Here is a 20,889-nt window from a genome sequence, read left to right as displayed (position 1 = left end):
ATTGTGCTGACTGCCCGGTTTTATTTACATTTTCAGATCGTCGAATTTTAATCGGATGATCACCAGGGTGATCGCCATAAGAATGATTCCTGCCGGAAGTGCGATCCATGCTGTCTGTACAAATCCTGCGATAATATAAGTCAGGAAAGATACTGCTGCTGCAACCATTGCATAGGGAAGCTGTGTGCTGACATGATTTACATGTTCACACTGTGCACCTGCTGATGCCATGATGGTTGTATCGGAAATCGGTGAACAGTGATCTCCACATACAGCACCTGCCATACATGCAGAAATAGAGATGATCATCAGTTCATGATTTGTTCCTGAGAATACATTAACAACAATCGGAATCAGGATACCAAAGGTTCCCCATGAAGTACCTGTTGCAAATGCGATAACAGCCCCGATCACAAAGATAATTGCAGGAAGGAAATTCATCAGCCCGCCTGCAGAGCTTTTAACAATTGCAGATACAAATACAGATGCACCAAGGCTGTCTGTCATGGCCTTCAATGTCCAGGCAAAAGTAAGGATCAGGATCGCAGGTACCATTGCCTTGAATCCGTCCGGAATACACGCCATACAGTCTCTGAAATTCATAACACGACGTATCAGATATAAAACAATCGTGATAACCAGTCCGAAGAAGCTTCCAAGCACCAGTCCCACAGATGCATCACTCTGTGAAAATGCAGTTACAAAATCAGTTCCGCTAAAGAAACCACCTGTATAGATCATACCGATTACGCAGCATATTACAAGGCTTACGATCGGGATCAGAAGATCGATCACCTTGCCACGCGGATTACTTTTCTCATCTTCAGCCGCGTTTGCATAAGGACGTGCAGGTGTTGTGTAGATATCGCCTTTTAAAGCATTTGTCTCATGAACACCCATTGTTCCGAATTCTACTTTCATAAGAACCATTGCCACCATCATGAAGATCGTAAGCAGTGCGTAGAAGTTATAGGGAATTGCATGTACAAACAGGGTAATTCCATCCTCTCCTTCTACAAATCCGCTAACTGCCGCAGCCCATGAAGAAATCGGTGCAATGATACATACCGGTGCTGCTGTGGCATCGATCAGGTACGCCAGCTTTGCGCGGGACACATTGTGCTTATCTGTCACAGGACGCATAACGCTTCCTACTGTCAGACAGTTAAAATAATCGTCAATAAAGATCAGTACACCAAGAATGATGGTTGAGAGTTCCGCACCAACTCTGCTTTTAATCCTCTTACCGGCCCAGCGTCCGAATGCTGCGGAACCGCCTGCCCTGTTCATCAGGCATACCATGGTTCCCAGAATAACAAGGAAGATCAGGATACCCATATTATAAGAATCTGTCAGAACGCTGATCATTCCGCCTTCAAAAATATGAAGGATTGTTCCTTCGAAATTAAAATTAGAGTAGAACAGTGCACCAACCAGTATTCCTACAAACAGTGAACTGTATACTTCTTTGGTGATCAGTGCCAGTGCAATGGCAACAAGCGGCGGAACCAACGACCAGAATGTGCCGTAAAATTTCGCAGATGCAGCCACCTCTTCCTCTGCTGCAAGTACAGTCAGCGGACTTGCCAGTATCAGCAGCATCAGTGCTGAAAGGCAGAGCGAAAGTCTTTTTATGTTACTTTTCATTTCTTTTCTCCTTCTCTTGTAAGATATATGATATTTCGATCATAGCACGCCTCTTAATTAATGCATTTGAAACAGCTTGGCAGAATTTCACGCTCTGATGAGCCGGATCAATATGCATTATTTACGAGGATTACTATAATCAAATCTGTAAATGTAGCAGGATTCCGTCTGTGCGATCAGTTCACAACCACACTCTGTCAGAAAATCATGGTCAACCAGCCCGATCTGTGTTACTACGAAATCTGTCTTTGATTTCTTCAACGCAGCCTGAAACCCTTCTTTATCTTCATAGATATGATAATCGATCACATCCAGCAATGCTTTCTGTCTTTTATAGAAACTGCTGTTCTCATCATAGTTTCCCGCCACTGTACTGCCTGATCTGTAGATACTTGCATTTCTGCTTATTACAGTGGCGATCCCCGCATCATACTGTCGCACAATACTGTTAAGACTGCCGTCAAAAACAACCCTTGGAAAATCATCCTCCTGGTTCTGGTGGATCACGTCGCAGACTGCACGCAGATCATTGGGCACCTTATAAATATTCTCTGCCATTGCAAAATTGGTCACTACCCCGTCCAGCGGATTTCCCAGGATCACAAAACCTGTCAGCACAGCTGCAGCCATAAGAACTTTTATCCAGGTCTTTCTAAAAGCGGTCACAAGTCTGACTCCATAGTAGGCAACCGCCGGGATCACAGGAAGAATCCAGATAAACCGGTAATATTCATTCTCAAACTTCGCCTTTGCGATAAGATATTTTACAACCAGCGGATTATATACTGTCAGCAGCAGAAATACTGTATAGCCGATAAATATCCCGGACTTTCTTTTTCTCCCCAGGACCAGTGTGCAGATCAGTCCTACAGCAAACAGAAGAGGATACCAGCAGGAACCCCAGTACAGCTTCATACATGCATCAACAAAGCGCAGTCCCAGTTCCTGAATTGTTACACCTGCCATTTTTTTCTCCTTTCTGTATTATGATGCAGCCAGCGTCAGCAGACCGATTCTGCATGCAAAAAATACAGCTGCATATAATGCCGACGGAAGCATACACACTGCACAATATACCAGCCCCGAAAATCTCTTATTCATAACTGCCGCCGGAGCCATTCCCGCTGCGATCACGATCGGAAAGATGATAGCAGAACCGGAAAATGTCAGCGCACTGACCGCTGTGACAAACAATATGATCCAGACATTCCTGCTGTTTTTCTCCTGCAGATACCAAACGGCACACATGAGAACTGAAGGGATAGCAATGTTGGCAAGGATGGCTTTTCCCTCGTAGCTTCTGGTAAAGAAAAAAGTTCCGGAAGAATAAATCGTACCGCAAAACAGCTGTAAAACACAGACAAAGACAAGCATCAGATCTGCTTTCTTCCTGTTTCCGTCAAACAGTCTCTTACCGATCTGATAAATGATCAGATTGGCAGTCACTACATTCATACATGACATTACCTGCTTTGCCTGCACAATGGGATGGATTCCCAGAAGTCTGCACCACACTGCATTATGCATCGGATATGCGGAAAAAACATATCTGGCCTGAAATGCCTTCTGGATTGCTCCGTTAAAGGGATTATATCTGCCAAGAGTATCTGTGTATACAGAAGTACTCACTGTACCTACATAATACGCCGCATCTACTGTTGTATCCTCGTAAAAGATCACAATCAGACACTGCAGCAATACTACGGCACCTGCAAGGATAATCATCACAGAGTGATTTTTCCATATTTCAGAAATGCTTCCAAAAATTCCACTGCATGTTTCCGTTTGTCCGGCACGTATTCTCCGTTGTTTTTTTATTGTGCAGATCACAGCTGCGCAGATAACCAGAGCCATGATTCCTGCCCATATATAAGCCGCAGCTGTCAGGGATACCCATTTCAGTGTCATCGGTACGATCACCAGTTCAAACACTGCAAAGTAAACCAGATATCCCAGTATGAAAGTCAGGGAACAATCCCCTTTTACTTTCAATATCCGGACCAGAACAATGCCTGCTGCATAAAAAACTATAAATTCCAGGGCAAAACCTGCACAGGCAAGGCATAATTCTCTCATTCTTCCACCTTTGTCCCTGACCGGATGGATTCGCGGTTTTTCAAAATCTCCATGGCAATCTTCTCAGGAGTCATCGGAAGCTCTGTCAGACGCACACCTGTTGCATTATAAATTGCCTCAGCCAGTGCCGGACATGGAGTATCAATTACAAGCTCACCAATGGATTTGGCACCAAAAGGACCGCTCTTTTCGTAACTGCACTCGAAATCCACGCGGATATTTCCGATATCCTGTCTGGTTGGGATCTTATACTGCATAAAAGAGTTGTTGCGGATCTTACCTTTATCTGTATATTGTACATCTTCCCAGAGAGCCATGCCAATTCCCTGTGCAATACCGCCCTCCGTCTGTACACGTGCAAGATTCGGATTGATCGGTGTACCGCAGTCAACAACCGCCACATAATCCAGAACATCCACACTGCCTGTCTCTGTATCCACCTCTACTTCTGCCATACCTACCATAAACGGCGGCGGCGAGATCGGTGAAGAATGCTGTTTCACAACCTGAAGCTCGATATTGTTAAAGAAAGTGCTCTTTAATGCAATATCTTCCAATGAAACTTTCTTCTGGGCATTTTCAGAACTGATGGCATCCATATCAACACTATAGCCCTCTTCTGCATCTGTCATATGACCTGCTGCATTTCCGTCTGCCCCATCGCTTATCTCAAGTGTCTCATCATAGAATACACAGGATCCGTCAAAATCAACTTTTCCCTCATCTACTTCCATCATCTCTGCGCCAAGCTTACAGATTTTTTTCTTCAGCTCCTCACAGGCCTTCATAACCGCTACACCGGTGGTATAGGTTGTAGCGGAAGCATAGGAACCGGAATCATAAGGAGAGATATCCGTATCCACGCTGAATACTACTATGTTGTCCATAGGTGTATTCAGACAGTCTGCCGCGATCTGTGCCATAACGGTATCACAGCCTGTTCCCATATCCGTACATCCAAGTGCCAGTGTATAAGAACCATCTTCATTCAGCTTAATATCTGCGCCGCCTACGTCAACTCCTGCAATAGAGGAACCCTGCATAGCCATGGCAACACCGACTCCGCGGACCTTTCCATTTCCCATATCCCTGCATGGATATTTGGAATCCCAGTCCATCATCTCTTTGGCGCGCGCCATACAGCGGTCCATGGAACAGCTCTGTGCATAAGGAACATCCGGATATCCCGGAAGAGGACCGCCCTCTACAGGCATATTCATTTCTTTTACCTTAACAGGATCCATTCCCATCTTATGTGCCAGCTCATTTACTGCAGATTCCACTGCAAAAATACCCTGGGTTGCACCATAACCACGATAGGCACCTGCAGCCTGCACATTTGTATAGACAACATCAAAAGCAAACCTGTGGGCCTCTGTATGTCTGTAAAGAGCGATTGATTTATGACCGCTGAGTCCTACTGTTGTAGAACTGTGTTCTCCGTATGCTCCAGTGTTGGACAAAGTATAAAGATCAATTGCCTTGATGATACCATTTTCATCTGCACCTGCGCGTACTGTGATCTCCATCTCATGGCGCGGTGAAGAGCAGATCATGGACTCATATCTGGAGAAGATCATCTTGGACGGGCGGCCTGTTTTCCAGGTCACGATCGCCGGATAGATCTCACTGACAGAGGTCTGCTTTGCACCAAAGCCGCCACCGATCCTTGGCTTGATCACACGTACTTTGGAGGCAGGAATGTCCAGTGCCCTTCCAACGATCCTTCGCACATGGAATGGAATCTGTGTTGAGGACAGAACGATCAGTCTGCCGAAATGATCCATATAGCAGGCTGTGCGGAAAGTCTCCATCATAGTCTGCTGGTTTGCTCTTGTATGATAAGTGCGCTCTACAGTATATTTACACTTTGCCAGAACTTCATCTACATTTCCATGTTCTTCCACTGCAGATGCACATAAGTTTCTTTTGTTGTCTCCGCCAAGAGGGATTTTCAGCTTCCAGTCATCCTCCGGATGGACCAGGATCGGATTATCTTTTGCCTTGTGGATATCCAGAACCGGTGTCTCCACGCGGTAATCTACGCGGATTCTCTTCAATGCTTTATCTACCGCCTCTTCTGTCTCACCCGCAACAATGGCAACTGCATCTCCCACAAAACGTACATGACGGTCAAGGATCAGTCTGTCATCCGGACTCATCTCCGGTGCAGTCTGGCCGGCAAGGGTAAAACGTTTCTGAGGCACATCTTTATAGGTAAGGATACATGCAATTCCGGCCACCTTCTCGGCAGTACCTGTTTTAATATCTTCCACCCAGGCGTTGGCGTGGGGACTTCTCAGTATCTTCACGATCAGGCAGTCCCTTGGTGCCAGATCATCTGTATAGACAGGCTTTCCGGTTACCAGTGACATTGCATCTGTTTTACGTACAGGTTGATTTACATATTTCATCTTTATGCTTCCTCCTGTGCTTTCTTATATTTCAGGAACTTCAGGATACTCCTTGTCTGGGAAACAAAACCGGAACATCTGCACAGATTTCCCGCAAGATATTCTTTGATCTGCTCCTCTGTGGGATCTTTGATCTCGTTGAGCATCGCAAATACATTCATGATAAATCCCGGATTGCAGAAACCGCACTGTTCCGCACCTTCATTCGCCAGAAAGCTTCCAAACTCCTGCGCTTCTCTCTGCATTCCTTCCAATGTAACGATTTTCTTTCCCTCAATGCGTGCTGCAAGTGTACTGCAGGAAAGCACCGGACGACCGTCCATAAGAACTGTGCAAAGACCACAGTTCGCAGTTTCGCAGCCTCTTTTCACGCTGAAACAGCCCTGTTTTCTTAAGAAATCGATCAGCAGTGTATCCGGGGAGATCTCTGCGTGGCGGTTCACTCCGTTAAGCCAGAAATTAATATTCATTTTTCATCCCTCCTACTGCTTCCCAGGCTCTTCTTGTCAATACTTTTACAAGAAGGGTTCTGTATTCCTTTGATCCTCGCATATTGCCTGCAGTAGGAACGTTCTCTGCCGCATATTCTGCAAAGGCTTCGATCGCCTCTTCCTTCTGCTTTTTTGTCATGTTCCGGAAATTCTTCAGGATCTGCTTCTTATCTTCCACGATCATGGCACGTGCAGGTCTGGCACCTATCACAGTCCTTGCCTCATTTCCGATCACAGAAGCTGCACAGGTCAGCACCGGGAAATCTGTTTTTATGTTTCTCTGACTTAAGTAACAGGTAAGAAGTGGCTCTTTTCGCACGATGATATTTACAAGGATGTCATTGTCCTTCTTCATATTTACAAATTCAGTCAGTGGAATACGGCCTGCATCATATAATTCTACCCATGTATCCATTCCCAGGAACATGGTCAGAACATCTGAGAAACCATATCTTCCATAAATGCTTCCTCCCACAGTGGCACAGTTTCTGAACTGTACGCCTACAATGTGGCAAAGGCTTTCTTTCATAGCTCCATGTGTGTAGGTATTCAGAGCTTCATTTGTCTCCAGGTCATGAAGCGGAGTCATACATCCGATGACAAATTCGTCATCATTCTCCGAAATCGCATCCAGCCCCAGACCGGAAAGATCAATCGCTGTGGATATTGCTCTGTTGCCCATTTTCATCCAGACCATTCCCCCAAGAATACGGGCTGTTTTCTTCTGGTTCAGTTCATAAGCTTCCGCCAGACTGTTTACCTTTACATAGCTTTTGATTTTCAGCATTATGTATCGTATCCCTTTCTTACATACTTTTCATATCTCTTGTAATATTTTGACTCGGATCTGTCGTCAGACAGCCAATTTAATATAATACCATAGCTTAAAGAAAAAATCTATAAATATCCTCTATATTCATAAATAAATTTTTGTTACTGTTCACTCCGTTCTCAGTAACGTAGCCAAAATTCATTCCAGATTGCCTGCGGCAATGGAATTTTGGCTTGTATGTCTCGGCAGTAATCCTGGTCAGGCGGACAATATCATCCGCTTTGCTGCTTGCTGTAAATATTACTCTAATTCTAGCATATGGTAGCCAAAAGTGTCTATTGATAAAACTATCCAAAAAAACACTTTTCAAAATATTATCGGATTAACTGCATCATTTGTTTCATTGCGAATCGTTTTTGTGCACTGTACCTAAATATTTTCGTAATATATTTAGTTTTTTATATATTTTACTGGATTTTTTCAAGTATCAATGTTATAATGTTCACAAATAAAAGACTTATCACTGTTAATTGCAGATAACAGGTACAATTTGCGAATATCCGCCTGAATCTATATCGTTCAATAACAGAGATGTCATAAAGGAGGGTTTGATTATGAGTAAACGCGTGATTACAATAAACAGGATGCTCGGCAGTAATGGCCGCCTGATCGGTAAAGCTCTGGCAGAAGAGCTTGGATTTGCTTTTTATGACAAAGAGCTGATCGATATTGCAGCTCAGAAAGAGAATATTCCTTTTGATCTGCTTGCCAAGGTTGATGAGAAACGTGGCAGCCAGTGGCGTTTTCCCATTGACCATGAACTTCAGATGGACAGCGATTTTCACTTTGTTCCCATGAATGATGTGCTCTTTGATCTTCAGCGAAAGATTATTCTGGATGCTGCTGAGAAAGAAGATTGTGTGATCGTTGGCCGATGCGCCAATCACATCCTCGACAATAAATGCCTGAGCGTATTTATCCATGCACCATTTGAGTATCGTGTACAGACTGTCATCGAGCGTACGGGACGGGAAGAAAAAAGTGCACAGAAGCTGGTTAAGAAAGTGGATAAAGAACGGCGTACTTATTATGAGTACTTTACAGATAAGAAATGGAAAGATATTTCCCAGTATCATCTGGCATTTGACAGCAGTAAATTTGAGCAGGATAAAATTATACAGATGATAAAGATGGCATTGTAAAATCAAACAGGGTTCCAGATTCAAAAGTCTTATCATGCAGGCACGAACGACTTTTTGAACCTGGGACCCTGATATCATATTATTTATTTTCTCCCAGAATATACTGCTTCAGGAAATCATAAATCTGATTCTCTGTTGGAGGACATCCCTTTACGTTATGTTCAAATTTACAGGTGCATGCACCTACACCCAGTTTTCCTGTTTTTCCGCGGTATCCCTGGCCGATGCAGATTTTCGTGTCCAGTTTCTCGAAAAGGCCGTCATTTTTAAGCATTTCCAGAGCCGGGATGAGATAACCATAGCAGGCACTGCAGGATTCTACTTCTTCTACTGCATCCTGAAGTTCTACCACTTTTCTTGATTTCGGAAGTTCTTTGCGGGCATTTTCCTCACAGTATATGATGCGGGAATTTTTCAGATCAGTACTTCCAACCCCAAGCTTCTCTGCCAGTTCAATATACGGTACATCTTTCGTTGTATAATGCATGATCTGACATACATAAGAATCGATCAGTACCGGATCCGTCCCCGCCCAGATACGGTTCATCACTACCGGATTTCCGCCATCCTCGAAATCCAGATCTCCGCAAATGTTATCAACCACGACAAAATCCTGATGGAGCCCCGCATTCAGATGTGCAATCGGTTCATGCAGTCCCATCGCATGAAAATGACGCTTCTCTGTATTGGGGATCAATCCTTTCATATTTTTCAATGCACATGTGATCTTTGTCTGACAATGGCCTTTCAATACCGGAACATTGATCAGAAAATCGATATTTGCCGCACGTTCACAGACATTCAGTTTCATCCCCCTGCAATCTCTTTCAATCCCCTTGTCTTTCTGCATATCCCAAAAAGGCACCTGATATTTTTCCGTTAGTTCACGATATCCGCACACTTCGTATGCTTCTATGGTCTTATCTCCCACCCAGGAGCCTTCCAGAATGGCAATATTTCCATATCCGTTTTCCTGCAGATACTCAATAATTCCCGCCACAATTTCCGGATGTGTGGTAGCTCCCCATGAAGCCTCGGAAGGTGATACAAGATTAGGCTTGATACCAATCTGCATCTTTTTATCTGAAATTACAGATGCCAGGCCGCACTGTGCCAGCAGTTCCTTTGTCATTTCTTTGTAATTGGTTCCGCTCTTTATATAGATTTCATTTTTGTTCATTACAAGATTATCCTTTACACTTTACATTCGAATATTTTTCTGCTGATTTTTGCATATCTTTTTTGCATTTCCCCCCGGAAGTTTTCTTCTGAATCGGTCAGCTTTTCTGAGGTGAAAATGTTCTCCGCATCAGCCTGCATGCCACTGTACTTGTGAGCAATGCCACCAGAAATCCTGCCAGAACATCCCCCGGATAATGTACGCCCAGATAGAGTCTGGAAAAAGCAATCATTCCGGCCAGAACAACAGGTAAAATCCCCCATTTCCCGGGCAGCATCCGCAGACAGACCAGTGCAACGGCAAAGGAAGCGCAGGTATGGCCGGATGGAAATGAATAGTCTTTCGGTCTGGTGATCAGCGGAATGATCTGTGTATAAGTATCAAAAGGTCTTGGACGGGCTACTGCATTTTTTATCAGCAGATTTGTGATCAGAAACCCTGACAGCAGCGAGAGTGCCGCTGTCACTCCTGTTTTGCGTGTTTTCCCGAAACAGATCAGAAGCACACATAATACGATCCAGAACCATCCTCCGTTTCCGAGGAAGGTGACTGCTCTCCAGAACGGAGTCAGGGCATCCACCCTTAAATGTTCCTGGATCCACAGTAAAATATTCATATCTAATTGCTGTAATGTCGCCATAAACTTCTCCCATTATATTTTTTATCAGTCACAGTATGTATTCCTCTCAAAATACATACGAATTATATCAGTCCGACTTCTTTTGTGCAAGGTATTATAAGCAAAGTTGATTTGTTTAAGGACTCAAAAGTCAAAATAACGTAGAAATCAGTCAAAATACCGATAGCGTTTTTCTGCCGGAAGGATTATGCTGAAAACAGACTAATAAAACTGCCTGATCGGGCAAATACTTATTACGGGGGTAAATATGATAAACACATTATCGACCGGTAAGGATAATTTTTACCGGCAGATGCTTAAACTGACGATTCCGATCATTATCCAGAATCTGCTCAGTGCAGCGGTTAACTCCGCAGATGTAATTATGCTTAATTATGTGGGACAGTCTGCGATTTCTGCGGTGTCTCTGGCTGCCAATTACTCCAATATCCTGTTTATGGTATATTATGGACTTGGTACAGGCGCATCTCTTCTGTGTGCGCAGTATTTCGGAAAAAATAATATGCAGGCTATTCATGCGATCGAGGGAATTGCTCTCCGCTTTTCCATCATAATCTCGGGAATCGTAGCACTGATCGCATTTACTGCTCCTCAGCTTATGATGAAGATTTTTACTTCTGATCAGGAACTGATCTCTATCGGTTCTTCTTATCTTAGGATTATGGGAATTACATATCTCTGCTGGGGAATTACAGAGATTTATCTGGCGATTTTGCGCAGTATCGGACGTGTAACGATCAGTATGGCATTGAATATGCTGGCTTTTATATTGAATATTATCCTGAATGCTACTTTTATCTTCGGGCTTTTCGGCGCACCGAAGCTGGGGGCTACAGGTGTTGCCATTGCAACTGCTGCTTCCAGACTGATCGAACTGGCAGCATGCGTGATCGTTTCTTTCCTGAGCAAAGATGTTAAATTGAACCTGACCTTTATGTTTATCCGCAGTAAGGTGCTGTTTGGCGACTTCGTCCGGCTGTCACTTCCCGCTCTTGGAAATGACGTTTCCTGGAGTGTTGCTTTCTCCATGTACTCTGTGATCCTGGGACATCTCGGAACAGATGCCGTTGCAGCCAACTCTCTGGTTACGGTTGTCCGCAATATCGGTTCTGTGTTCTGCTTTGCAATTGCCAGTGCGGGAACGATTCTTCTTGGAAATGTAATGGGAAAAGGGAATCTGGAGAAATCGAAGGTGTATGCTTCCAGAATGCTGAAGATGACCATTATAGCCGGTGCCATTGGCGGTGTGATCGTATTTGCCATCACGCCTCTGGTCCTGAGATTTGCATCCTTAAGTGACGGAGCAATGCATTATTTGAAGTACATGCTGCTTATCAATACCTATTATATTATGGGTTCTGCGGTAAACACAGCCCTGATCGCCGGGGTATTCCGCGCAGGCGGTGATACGAAGTTCGGACTGATCTGCGATACCATTGATATGTGGGTATATGCGGTACCTCTGGGATTTTTTGCGGCCTTTGTCCTGAAGCTTCCGGTATTGTGGGTTTACTTCCTGCTCTGTACAGATGAGTTTGTGAAATGGCCATGGGTATTCCATCATTACCGCCAGGGGAAATGGGCACAGAATATTACAAGGGAGGATTTGTTTGAGCAGAAAGCTTCCTGAGATATCATCCATATCCGCCGCAGTATGGTGGTTCTATCATAAATAAGCAAAACAGCAGGTCTGTTCATTCTATGAACAATCCTGCTGTTTTTATGTCTGCAGATTTTCTTTCCGAATCCCTGCAGACATCCATTTTCGGTTTATAAAAAATGCTTACAGATTATAATGTATTCAGGTCGATTCTGTAATCGTCAGAGCCCTGTCCGTCTACTGTGTAGTAAGCGGCTTTCTGCTCAACATTTACATAAACGCTGATTTCTTTTCCTTCGATGCCTTTGTCTTTGATGTCTTTTTTGATTGCTTCCTCGATGGAGCTCATTGTAACTGCAAAACCAGGTAATTCGATAGTTGTTTCTGCGAATTTTTTGATGTCGATATTTTTAGCCACTTCTTTTACTGCTTTCTTTACAGTTTCTTTTGCTTCTTCTACAACCGGAGCCTTCGCAATATCAGCTGCTGCGTCTTTTGCTTCTTCAATTACTTCTGAAGCCTTTACAGTTGTTTTCTCAACTGTCTCTTTGACTGCTTCTGTAGCCTTTGTTGTTGCTTCTTTAATAGTTTCCTTTGCTCTTGAAGTTGTTCTTTTTCTCATAATAATCTCCTATTCCAACTGATTGGTCTAGAGCGTGTCGCTCTAACAGTTTCCTGTGTAACCGTACCACAAATTCCAGACAATGTCAAATTTTTATCAAATTTTGTCCTACTCGACATTTTTTAAGGCTTCATCCATAGGAACCTTCTTCACTCTCCGAAATTCCAGCAAAGCAACGATTCCGTATGTAATGATTCCTGCTGCAAACATCTGCACATAGATCATCGGGTCGATCCAGAGCGTGATCCATCCGGAAATACTGGACAGCATCATCTCCCGGAACAGAACTTTCATGATTACTGTTTCCAGTGGCAGACTCAAAAGCAGACAGAACACCACCACCAAAGACGTGGACATAATATATAGCTTGCTGATCTCGCCATTTGTATAGCCCAGGATTTTTACCATTGAAATAGACTGGGCATTTTTTTCGATAATGATCTTGGAAAGAAGATAGATCAGTACCATATAGATCATAATGGCAAATCCGTTTACCATACCCATCATACTTCCCATGGATACATCCAGCTGTCTGGAGATCTTTGTCAGTGCATCAAGGTCAACTACAGATCCTATATACTGGCTCTTGATATCTGTAAGCTCTGTATCTGAGAAATACCCACTGTAATAATCCTCTCCCAGATCAAAAATATCATTCAGTTCACTGCGGGGCATAAACACACACAAGGCAGCCGTATAATCATAAACTCCTGCTATTTTAAACGAATATTTCTCTTTTTCGTATTTTTCTTTCAGAGTGATGGTATCCCCCACATGAAGCAGGAATTTATCCGCATATGCGCTCGAAATATAAACTGCTGCGCTTTCTTTTTCTGCATTTGCCGTATTCTTGTTATCTGCTTTTTCTTTATTCCCCGCTTCATCTTTTTTATCTTTTGTATTATTAAAATCTATCGTTACATACCTGCTGTCCGGTTCAATCCCGTAAAGCAGTACTTCCTCACTCTTATATTTTCCTGGCAGTGTATTCAGGGAATAAGCAGAAAATTCCTCTGCATCTTCATTGTCTGTTCTGGAATCCATATAAAACTCCAGCAGAGAGATCAGACCGTCAAATTTATTTCCACCTACTGCGCTGACCGGAACCTGAAGCATATACTGGTATTTTGCCAGCATATTGTTCTGGATTTCCACCTGGTAATGGGACAGTGCCGAAGGAAGCAGCAATCCGAACATCAGCAGCAGATTTGCAAACAGGATCCCGATAAACAGAACCATATAATTACTCATATTCTGAAAAATCACCCGAAGCCGGAATCTGGAAAAGATTTTCATCTTCGGACTCAGATAAATTGCCCTCTTCTGCTTTCTTCCCGACAGATCCCTGCGCAGGAATTTTAACGGTGACAGCTTCAGCTTATGTCTGAGCACTCCGTAATTTACCACCAGCATAATAACTACCGGAACCAGAGTTGTAAGCCCAAATGCCTCCCCATTCCATACGGTCACATAAGTCGGAAGACTATAGCTTCCATAATACATATCTGCACATACATCCTTTAATACAGTGTATCCAAGGATATTTCCGATCAGTGCACCCACAAAAGTAACCAGCACCGGAAGTGTCATATAGTGAAGAATCAGTTCCTGTCTGGTATATCCGGACGCACGTAAGGTACCGACAACACCGGCTTCTTTCCGTATCGTATTGCTGATGGTAATTCCGAATACAAAGGCCATGATCACCATAATAATATAAAGAAGCATGATCATCATGGCCTTGTCTCCACCCATATCATCCCCTGTAAAAGTAATGGCCTGATTCAGATACCGGGGTACAAAAGCCTCCAGTGTGACAATCTTTCCCATATCCTCCATCAGATCCTCGGAAACTTCTTTCTCTTCCTTTTCTGTCTTCGGTTTTTCGTCATAGATCCAGGAATAATTGTATTGCAGTTTTTCCTGATCCAAAGAATCAAACTCCTCCTCAGTCACAACAGAAACCCCAAATTTCACAGCATCAAACATGGAATCGTTGTTATTCTGAAACAGGCAGCTGTAGTCGGAAAGTGCCACCAGGCCGGTAATCTTCCAGGTTCTTTTTCCGCTCCGGAGCGTATCTCCCACAGACAGATTGTTGTTGTCTGCATACATTCTGTCAATGGCAATCTCTCCTGTCCCGGCAGGCAGCTCTCCCTTCATCAGGCAGACCTTGTCCACCTGCTGCCTGTTTTTAAAAAAACGCATGGTGCTTCCATTATCCAGAGGTTCCTCCACATAATAATTATCATACAGCTTCACACCCAGCGCCTCTATTTCTTCTCTCTGGGTTTTGTGGACTTGCTCTGCTGTGCGAAAGTTTCCGTCTTCTATGTTGTACTTCTCAAAACCTTCATTGTAAGCAATAAGCATACTGTTATCTGCAACCAGAAAGCCTGACACAAATCCAATGGATGCAACCATCAGGATAAATACAACCAGATACTTGCCCAGTTCTCCCTTCAGTTCTCTGGGCAGACGTTTGCGTAAAGGATTTTTCATCATATGCCTCCTTACCAGTCAAGCTCTGCTGCCGGGATCTTATGCTCATTGAGGTAATTTTTGCGGATCATCCCATCGCGAAGCTTCACCACCCGGTCAGCCATATCTTTGATGGCATCGTTATGCGTTACCATGACGATGGTGTTGCCGTATTTCTGGTTTACCGTCTCGATCAGCTTCAGGATTTCCTTGGAGGTATTATAATCCAGGGCTCCTGTAGGCTCATCGCAAAGAAGAATATCCGGATTCTTTACAATGGCTCTGCCAATGGCAGTCCTTTGCTGCTGACCGCCGGAAAGCTGATTGGGAAGCTTTCTCTGGTGCTCATAGATTCCCAGCGTATGGAGCAGTTCATCTACATCCAGAGGCTTATCACTGAGATAGGCTCCCACCTCTATATTCTCCCGCACTGTAAGATTGGGGATCAGATTATACATCTGAAAAATATATCCCAGATGCTTACGCCTGTACAAAGACAGATTCTTCTCCGACATATCTGCCAGACGCTCCCCGTCTATGACCAGATTTCCCTCGTCTGCACTGTCAATCCCACCGATAATATTCAGAAGCGTAGACTTACCGGAACCAGACGGCCCCAGAAGCACACAAAACTCTCCTCTCTCAATGTCAAGATCCAGCCCTTTCAGCACATCCACCCGGCTGTCCCCTGCACCAAAAGACTTCTGAATTCCCTGTATCTGCAGAAACATTTTTTCATTCCTCCCTCATATCCACTTCCTGTGGAGCAAATTTCTTTAATTCTTTAATATAATAACACTGCTGTTTTACAATATTGTTATACTTCGCTAACTTCAGGTTAGTATAAACTTACTCCATTGTCAACTGATTTTCGTAGTTTTGTAAAATTTTATGGATATGTTCGTTACTGTTCACTCCGTTCACAGTAACGTAGCCAAAATTCATTCCAGATTGCCTGCGGCAATGGAATTTTGGCTCGTATGTCTCGGAATAAGCTCTTTTACCAAAGATAAATTTTGAACATCAAAATATATTGACTTTTCTTTTTTACCTTGTTATATTTTTTCTGAAGTAACTGCTGTCCGGCAGTCTGCAAAGTAGCAGGCTGCCCCCAGGAAAGGAATTATCCATGAACACTCTCAGAAAAATATATTGCAGGGCTTTTCAGAAAGCTTTTCACATTGCAATTCCCTTTTTACCTTACAGAAAACCTAAAATAGCAGGAAGCGTCAAGGAACTCCCTGAAATCATCATGCGCCACAAATGTACTCATGTACTGATCATTACAGATGGCGGTATCATGAAGCTTGGACTTACCCGAAGACTGGAAAAAGCTTTAAAGGAGGCAGGCATCCCCTATACCATTTATGATAAAACAGTTGCCAACCCAACTACTGTCAATGTCCGCGAAGCCCTGGAGCTTTACCATAAGGAAGGCTGTGATGCCATCATCGGTTTCGGCGGCGGTTCCAGCATGGACTGTGCCAAGGCAGTCGGTGCCTGTGCGGTCAAACCCAATCAGTCTCTGGCTCAGATGAAGGGAATCCTGAAGGTACATAAGAAGCTTCCCCTTCTCATGGCAGTTCCAACCACTGCCGGAACAGGAAGTGAGACCACTCTCGCCGCTGTGATCACAGATGCAGACACCAGATATAAATACGCAATCAACGATTTCCCGCTGATTCCCCGCTATGCAGTGCTGGATTCCAAGGTTACCTTAAGCCTGCCCCCATTTATCACCGCAACTACAGGTATGGATGCCCTGACTCACGCAGTGGAGGCATATATCGGCAATTCCACCACCATTGATACACGCAGGGATGCATTAAAAGCGGTAAAACTGATTTTTGAAAATATAGACATTGCCTATGAGCATGGCGATAATATTCAGGCAAGACGAAATATGCTCCACGCCTCCTTCTATGCAGGCTGTGCTTTTACCAAATCCTATGTAGGATATGTTCATGCAGTGGCTCATTCCCTGGGCGGACAGTACAACGTTCCCCATGGACTTGCCAATGCCATTCTGCTGCCGCTGGTACTTCGGGAATATGGCTCCTGCATTGACAAAAAGCTCCACAGACTTGCCATTGCAGCAGGACTTGCAGACAAAAATACGCCGGACCATGAAGCAGCAGAGCTTTTTATCCGGGCAATTGAAGAGATGAAAGAGCGATTTGGAATCGTAAATATTGTAAAAGAAATTCAGGAAACAGATATCCCCAAGCTTGCCCATTATGCAGATAAAGAGGCCAATCCTCTGTATCCTGTGCCGAAGCTTATGGATGCCTCCGAACTGGAGAAATTTTATTACATGCTGATGTCTCTGACTTCCAAGGAAAATACCTCAGAAGCTGAGAAGTAACTGTTAATATTCTTCTATCCTGCAAAGCGTTTTTTATAAAAATATCAAAATACAGGAACCTGCAGACTCTCAATAGTTACCTGATATCTATATTATATAAGGAAATAATGTATTATGACAGAAACAGAAATTAAAGAAATCGTTCAGAAACAACGCAGCTATTTTTACACAGGTGCCACTTTACCGGTAGAAAAAAGGCTGGATGCCTTAAAAAAATTAAAGACCTGTATTCAGAAATATGAACCACTGATCAATGAAGCACTGAAACGTGACCTTGGAAAAAGTAACTTTGAATCCTATATGTGTGAAGTGGGACTTGTGCTCTCAGAACTCAGCTACATGATCCGCCATACACCTTCCTATGCAAAAGAAAAAACAGTGCTGACTCCCCTTGCCCAGTTCGCTTCCAGAAGCTATAAGAAGCCATCTCCTTATGGTGTTGTCCTGGTTATGAGCCCATGGAATTATCCTTTCCTGCTCACCATTGATCCGCTGATCGATGCGATTGCAGCCGGAAATACAGTTGTACTGAAACCAAGTGCCTACTCTCCTCACACCAGCCGGGTGATTGAAACCATTATCACCGAATGTTTTGATCCCCAGTATGTGGCTGTGGTAAACGGCGGACGTGCGGAAAATAACACTCTTCTCAATGAACATTTTGACTATATTTTCTTTACAGGAAGCCAGCATGTTGGCAGGGAAGTAATGGCAAAAGCATCTGTACATCTGACCCCGGTTACCCTGGAGCTGGGCGGTAAAAGCCCCTGCATTGTAGAGAAAAGTGCCAACCTGAAACTTGCAGCCAGAAGAATTGTATTTGGAAAATATCTCAACTGTGGTCAGACCTGTGTAGCACCTGATTATATTTACTGCGACAGAGAAATCAAGGATGAACTGATCCGACAGATCCAGAAACAGATCAGGAAACAGTTTGGTTCCACACCTCTGAATAATAAGAATTATGGGAAATTTATTAATGAAAAGCACTTTACTCGTATCTGCAATCTGATCGATCCCAGCAAGGTAGTCTGCGGCGGTGACAACAATCCGGGAGCTCTTCAGATCGCTCCTACTGTTATGGATAATGTAACCTTCGGGGATGCAGTAATGCAGGAGGAAATCTTCGGTCCTGTGCTTCCTGTGCTGACCTATGATTCCCTAGATGAGGCCATCGAAAAGGTCAACTCCATGGCACATCCTCTGGCACTATATATCTTCACCTCCGACAAAGAAGCTGCGGAAAAAGTTACTTCCCGCTGTGGATTCGGAGGCGGATGTGTCAATGACACCATCATCCACCTGGCAACCAGTGAAATGGGATTTGGCGGCTTTGGTGAAAGCGGAATGGGTTCCTACCATGGCAAAGACGGTTTTCATACCTTCTCCCACTATAAGAGTATTGTAGACAAAAAAACATGGCTGGATCTGCCAATGAGATACCAGCCATATAGAAAAATTTATGAAAAATTATTGAGGAAGTTCCTGAAATAAGGAACTTTCTCAGGATTGATTCCCCTTATCAGCTCTGCTGACCAGTTGATTACGAATTTCCTGCATCCGGTTATCCAACTGAGCACTCTGGGTGGCACACGCCAGAAGCTCCTCCTGCAATTGCTGTGCCTGATCTGCCGGGATATCTTTTTTATAGCGAAGCTTATGTTCCAGACTTGCCCAGAAATCCATGGCAATAGTTCGAAACTGGACTTCCACATTTACCATTTTTTTGTTTTTCTGCAGAAAGATAGGCACCTGCACGATCAGATGCAGGCTTCTGTAACCACTGGGTTTTGGATTTTTTATATAATCTTTTTTCTCGATCAGTACAATATCATCCTGACGCAGAAAGCTGTCTGCCAACTCATAGATATCCTCCGGAAAAGAACAGATTACCCGGACACCTGCGATATCCTTGATATTTTCTTCTATAGCAGTTAAAGACATGGGAATATTTTTTCTGCGTATTTTCCGCACAATGCTGTCATAAGATTTAATTCTGGTTTTAATACCCTCGATAGGATTTTTATCATATTCCAGGGAATACTCCTGATTCAGCACTCTGAATTTTGTCTCAATCTCCATGACAGCACACTGATAGTAAGACATCAGCAGATCAAAGGGCCTTTTATTTTTCTGGATCATTTCCAGAAATTCTTCAGACAGCAGACTCCTGCGGATCAGCTCGTCCTTTCTGGCTTCTATACGGTTTTTTCGTTCCGACATAATTTCTTCAAAATATTTCAAATGCTTATCCCCCTCTTACGGTTTTGTATAATTACTATAGCAGTCCTCGTAAATAATGCATTTAATAGGCTCGCTATAAACTATCCACTTTTTTCAGCAACAATAAATCAAAGACTATTATAACACAATTCCCGCAAAGAGTAACCATTCTCGTTACTGTTTATTCCATTCTCGGTAACGTCTCAGTAACGCAACCAGTAAACCAGCCAGTAAACAATAACCCATTCTTCTTTTCTTCGCAAAACACTTGTTCTTTATCATCAAACATGGTATTCTTATTTTGCTGCAGACTGTTATCGTAATTCAGGAAAATACCGTAACACCAGCCATTTCATTACTTACAGTATTTTTCTGAATTTCTATAAATGGTATGTTGCAGATATAATATATTGCAAATATGCACTACATCTATAGCAATCCTCTTAAATGTATCATTTACGAGGACTGCTATACAATTTTATATAATACAGGAGACTCAACACATGGATGGATATGAATTTGAATATCAATGTGCAAAGATACTAAAGCGAAAACATTTTTCTAAAATAAAAGTAACCCAAAGCTCCGGAGATCAGGGAATCGATATCATTGCTTTCAAACATCGAAAAAAATACGGGATACAATGTAAATATTACACCCATCCTGTTGGAAATAAAGCCGTTCAGGAAGCCTATGCAGGTGCAAACTTCTACGACTGCGATAAAGCTGTTGTAATGACAAATATAACCTTTACAAAGTCAGCAACCCAGCTTGCACAGAAACTGGATGTTGAACTATGGCCCAACTGCCCTGTTACACCTTTTTACAGTTTACCGTTTAAGATCATGAGTTCATTAAATGCAGTGCTTTTTCTTTACGCAGTGCTCGCATTTCTTTCCCTGAAACCTGAATTTGATTTTATTCATCTTCCCTTTGTTCCTGATACCCTGACGCTGGTCATCATTCTTACAGCTTCTATTTCCGGTATCTTCGGCTGGAGTTTTCTTCTGTGTAATCTCATTGCTGCAGGCGCATACCTTTATCTTGCATTTCATACACTCATTCTGCCGACATATGCAGAAACAGGCAGCTGCACAAATATACACATGCTTTCCCTGATTCCGGCAGGCGTATATCTGCTTCATGCAGGATGGATAAAAATCAGGAAATAACAGA

General features: G+C 43.3%; 17 protein-coding genes. 5 read left to right on the top strand and 12 right to left on the bottom strand.

The window, feature by feature from the left end; all coding sequences use genetic code 11:
• Nucleotides 1-24: 24 nt before the first annotated feature.
• The 6 genes from LJE11_RS10835 to LJE11_RS10810 all read right to left on the bottom strand — a co-directional run bounded on the left by LJE11_RS10835 (nt 25) and on the right by LJE11_RS10810 (nt 7,415).
• Complete coding sequence (locus LJE11_RS10835) at nt 25-1,602, bottom strand: Na+/H+ antiporter NhaC family protein (protein WP_370793421.1); 1,578 nt, start codon at nt 1,600-1,602, stop codon at nt 25-27.
• 162 nt (nt 1,603-1,764) lie between these two features.
• Nucleotides 1,765-2,613 carry a hypothetical protein gene (locus LJE11_RS10830; RefSeq protein ID WP_008703336.1) on the bottom strand — a complete coding sequence of 283 codons (849 nt, stop codon included), beginning with the start codon at nt 2,611-2,613 and terminating at the stop codon, nt 1,765-1,767.
• Between the two features lie 18 nt (nt 2,614-2,631).
• Entirely contained in the window at nt 2,632-3,723 is a 1,092-nt protein-coding gene (locus LJE11_RS10825) for a DUF6077 domain-containing protein (protein ID WP_008703337.1), read from the bottom strand.
• Entirely contained in the window at nt 3,720-6,137 is a 2,418-nt protein-coding gene (locus LJE11_RS10820) for a xanthine dehydrogenase family protein molybdopterin-binding subunit (RefSeq protein ID WP_020993941.1), read from the bottom strand. Before LJE11_RS10820 ends, LJE11_RS10825 begins: the two co-directional genes overlap by 4 nt.
• 2 nt (nt 6,138-6,139) lie before the next feature.
• Nucleotides 6,140-6,607 carry a (2Fe-2S)-binding protein gene (locus LJE11_RS10815; RefSeq protein ID WP_008703339.1) on the bottom strand — a complete coding sequence of 156 codons (468 nt, stop codon included), beginning with the start codon at nt 6,605-6,607 and terminating at the stop codon, nt 6,140-6,142.
• Nucleotides 6,597-7,415 (bottom strand): FAD binding domain-containing protein, encoded by an 819-nt coding sequence (locus LJE11_RS10810; protein ID WP_008703340.1) that lies wholly within the window; start codon nt 7,413-7,415, stop codon nt 6,597-6,599. The genes LJE11_RS10815 and LJE11_RS10810 overlap by 11 nt, the downstream gene beginning before the upstream one ends.
• Before the next feature lie 599 nt (nt 7,416-8,014).
• On the opposite strand from LJE11_RS10810, the gene LJE11_RS10805 reads away from it, so the two are divergent.
• A complete protein-coding gene (locus LJE11_RS10805; protein WP_020993942.1) occupies nt 8,015-8,602 on the top strand; it encodes a cytidylate kinase-like family protein in 588 nt (195 codons plus the stop codon).
• Between the two features lie 79 nt (nt 8,603-8,681).
• On the opposite strand, the gene LJE11_RS10800 is transcribed toward LJE11_RS10805, so the two are convergent.
• The gene (locus LJE11_RS10800) at nt 8,682-9,782 is read right to left on the bottom strand and encodes a DUF362 domain-containing protein (RefSeq protein WP_008703342.1); all 1,101 of its coding nucleotides are present in this window, start codon (nt 9,780-9,782) and stop codon (nt 8,682-8,684) included.
• Between the two features lie 97 nt (nt 9,783-9,879).
• Complete coding sequence (locus LJE11_RS10795) at nt 9,880-10,422, bottom strand: phosphatase PAP2 family protein (RefSeq protein WP_008703344.1); 543 nt, start codon at nt 10,420-10,422, stop codon at nt 9,880-9,882.
• Nucleotides 10,423-10,669: 247 nt separating this feature from the next.
• Here LJE11_RS10795 and LJE11_RS10790 point away from each other — a divergent pair, with 247 nt between their 5' ends.
• A complete protein-coding gene (locus LJE11_RS10790; protein ID WP_008703345.1) occupies nt 10,670-12,052 on the top strand; it encodes an MATE family efflux transporter in 1,383 nt (460 codons plus the stop codon).
• A 160-nt stretch (nt 12,053-12,212) separates the two neighbouring features.
• Here the strand turns inward: LJE11_RS10790 and LJE11_RS10785 are convergent, their stop codons facing one another.
• The 3 genes from LJE11_RS10785 to LJE11_RS10775 form a co-directional block, all read right to left on the bottom strand.
• Complete coding sequence (locus LJE11_RS10785) at nt 12,213-12,644, bottom strand: DUF6465 family protein (protein ID WP_008703348.1); 432 nt, start codon at nt 12,642-12,644, stop codon at nt 12,213-12,215.
• A 108-nt stretch (nt 12,645-12,752) separates the two neighbouring features.
• Nucleotides 12,753-15,146, bottom strand: a complete 2,394-nt coding sequence (locus tag LJE11_RS10780) for an ABC transporter permease (protein ID WP_008703349.1) — start codon at nt 15,144-15,146, stop codon at nt 12,753-12,755.
• An 11-nt stretch (nt 15,147-15,157) separates the two neighbouring features.
• Complete coding sequence (locus LJE11_RS10775; RefSeq protein WP_008703350.1) at nt 15,158-15,856, bottom strand: ABC transporter ATP-binding protein; 699 nt, start codon at nt 15,854-15,856, stop codon at nt 15,158-15,160.
• Nucleotides 15,857-16,254: 398 nt separating this feature from the next.
• On the opposite strand from LJE11_RS10775, the gene LJE11_RS10770 reads away from it, so the two are divergent.
• Both LJE11_RS10770 and LJE11_RS10765 read left to right on the top strand, forming a co-directional pair.
• A complete protein-coding gene (locus tag LJE11_RS10770; protein WP_008703351.1) occupies nt 16,255-17,490 on the top strand; it encodes an iron-containing alcohol dehydrogenase in 1,236 nt (411 codons plus the stop codon).
• Nucleotides 17,491-17,604: 114 nt separating this feature from the next.
• Nucleotides 17,605-18,984: an aldehyde dehydrogenase gene (locus LJE11_RS10765; RefSeq protein WP_008703352.1), complete on the top strand. Its 1,380-nt coding sequence runs from the start codon at nt 17,605-17,607 to the stop codon at nt 18,982-18,984.
• Nucleotides 18,985-18,993: 9 nt separating this feature from the next.
• Here LJE11_RS10765 and LJE11_RS10760 read toward each other — a convergent pair whose 3' ends face one another.
• Nucleotides 18,994-19,713, bottom strand: coding sequence for a GTP pyrophosphokinase (locus LJE11_RS10760; protein ID WP_025578246.1), 720 nt, complete (start codon nt 19,711-19,713; stop codon nt 18,994-18,996).
• Nucleotides 19,714-20,216: 503 nt separating this feature from the next.
• Between LJE11_RS10760 and LJE11_RS10755 the strand changes: the two genes are divergently transcribed.
• Entirely contained in the window at nt 20,217-20,885 is a 669-nt protein-coding gene (locus tag LJE11_RS10755; RefSeq protein WP_020993943.1) for a restriction endonuclease, read from the top strand.
• Nucleotides 20,886-20,889: the final 4 nt, after the last annotated feature.

It is taken from the genome of Blautia sp. DFI.1.216, assembly GCF_020594215.1.
Lineage (GTDB): Bacteria > Bacillota > Clostridia > Lachnospirales > Lachnospiraceae > Blautia_A > Blautia_A wexlerae.
This window is presented reverse-complemented; position numbering and strand designations above follow the sequence as displayed.